We start from the raw sequence: 2,352 nt of genomic DNA on the forward strand, positions 1-2,352 counted from the left end.
CCCGGTGAATGCCCCGCGTTGCCCGGTCCACTCGTATCACCGTGACGGCGCGATGCGCGTCGACGGGAACGGGGGTGGTTCGACGAGCTACGAGCCGAACAGCCGTGGCGCCTTGCAGGCCCAGCCGGACTTCTCTGAGCCGCCGTTGGAAATCGGCGAGACGGTGGCCAAGCGCTGGAATCATCGCGAAGACACCGACTACTTCTCGCAGCCGCGCAAGCTGTTCGAAATGATGAGCCCGGCGCAGAAGCAGACGCTGTTCGATAACACGGCCCGCGCCATCAAGGGTGCCTCGCAGCCGGTGGTCCAGCGCCATATCGACAACTGCACGGCCTGCCACCCGGACTACGGCAAGGGCATCGCCGACGCGGTGGCGAAGCTCGGCTGATAGCACGGTAACAACAGAGGGGCCGGAAACGGCCCCTCTTGTTCAGGCAAGAACGACGAGGCAACCATGGTCGACTACCTCTCTCACTTCGAACGCAGCATCGACGCCCTCAAGCAGGAGCGCCGGTACCGCGTGTTCGCCGACCTGGAACGCCAGGTGGGTTGGTTTCCGAAGGCCATGCTCCACGGGGCGGACGGCGCGAAGGAAGTCACCGTCTGGTGTTCCAACGACTACCTCGGCATGGGGCAGCACGCGGATGTGATCGAGGCGATGAGCCACGCTGCACGGACCATGGGCGCTGGCGCGGGCGGGACGCGGAACATCTCCGGCAACCACCACGCAATTATCGAACTCGAGGATGAACTGGCCGATCTGCACGACAAGGAGGCCGCACTGGTCTTCACCTCGGGCTATGTATCCAATCTCGCCGGCATCGCAACGATAGCCCGGCTCCTGCCAGACTGCGTGATCCTGTCGGACGCGCTGAACCACAATTCCATGATCGAAGGCGTGCGCGCCTCGGGCGCCGACAAGCGCATCTGGCGTCACAACGATCTGGCACACCTGGAAGATCTCCTGATTCGCGCAGGTAATCGACCGAAGCTGATCGCCTTCGAAAGCGTCTATTCGATGGATGGAGACATCGCGCCCATCGCGGCCATCTGCGACTTGGCCGAGAAGTACGACGCGATGACCTATATCGACGAAGTGCATGCCGTGGGCATGTACGGATTGCGCGGCGGTGGCATCGCCCAGCGTGAGGGCGTGGCACACCGCATCGACGTTATCGAGGGGACGCTGGCAAAGGCTTTCGGCACGTTGGGCGGGTACATCGCGGGTCGCAAGGCCGTCGTAGATGCGGTGCGTTCGCACGCGCCCGGTTTCATTTTCACCACCACGCTGCCGCCGCCGGTCGCAGCAGCAGCCACGGCGTCGGTCCGCCATCTCAAGGCGTCGCAGTCGGAACGGCAGGGACAGCAGCAGGCGGTGCAGGCGACCAAGGCCGCGCTGGCTTCTTCCGGTTTGCCGCTCATGCCGAGCGAAACCCATATCGTGCCGCTGCTGGTCGGCGACGCTGACCTGTGCAAGCGGGCGAGCGACCTGCTGCTCGATCGCCACGGCATCTACATCCAGCCGATCAATTATCCCACCGTACCGCGTGGCACGGAGCGCCTGCGCATCACGCCCACGCCTTTCCACGATGCGGCACTGGTCGAACAGCTCAGGCGGGCCCTCGTCGACGTCTGGAATGAACTTGGCCTGCCGCTCGGCAAGCCGGTGGCCGGGCGCGACCATCCTTCGCTCACGGTAGCCGCCGGAGGCTGACTATGACCGCCGCAGACCCGAACACCGCGCTGTTCCACGCATGGGAGCCGCCCCAGCGGCGAATGCCCACCACCAGCACAGCGAGCCTGCCCCGATCGACGCTGCGTCCACGAACACAGGCAGCTACTCCGGTCACCCGAGGCAAAGTCGGCATCCTCCTCTCCAACCTCGGCACGCCCGACGGCACCGACTACCGCTCTGTCCGTCGCTACCTCGCGGAATTCCTCTCCGACCRGCGCGTGATCGAACTGCCGAAGCTCGTCTGGCAGCCCATTCTCCAGGGCGTCGTGTTGTTGCGCCGGCCCGCGGTCAAAGGCAAGGACTATGAGCGCATCTGGAATCACGACCTCGACGAGAGTCCRTTGAAAACCGTGACCCGAAACCAGGCGACAAAACTGGCGTCCTGGGCGGCAGAGATATTTGGAGAGGACCGGGTGGCTGTCGATTGGGGTATGCGCTATGGCAACCCGTCGATCGAGGACGCCGTGGTTCGTCTTATGTCGCAGGGATGCGAGCGACTCCTGATGTTTCCGCTCTACCCGCAGTATTCGGCAGCGACCACGGCAACAGCCAATGACCGGCTGTTCGAGGTGTTACGAGGCTTGCGCAACCAGCCGGCAGTTCGCGTGGTGCCGGCG

The 2,352-nt window shown here is 64.4% G+C and carries 3 protein-coding genes; all 3 read left to right on the forward strand.

Annotation, left to right across the window (positions count from 1 at the left end; all coding sequences use genetic code 11):
* Positions 1-388: catalase-related domain-containing protein (locus AC1DT2_RS20905; protein WP_477298474.1), on the forward strand; the 388-nt coding region annotated here is incomplete at its 5' end.
* Positions 389-454: 66 nt separating this feature from the next.
* Complete coding sequence (gene hemA / locus AC1DT2_RS20910; RefSeq protein WP_477298476.1) at positions 455-1,714, forward strand: 5-aminolevulinate synthase; 1,260 nt, start codon at positions 455-457, stop codon at positions 1,712-1,714.
* A gap of 2 nt (positions 1,715-1,716) precedes the next feature.
* On the forward strand, positions 1,717-2,352 hold a 636-nt coding region (locus tag AC1DT2_RS20915; protein ID WP_477298477.1), incomplete at its 3' end, for a ferrochelatase.

It is taken from the genome of Luteibacter sp. P4_E6, from assembly GCF_056401535.1.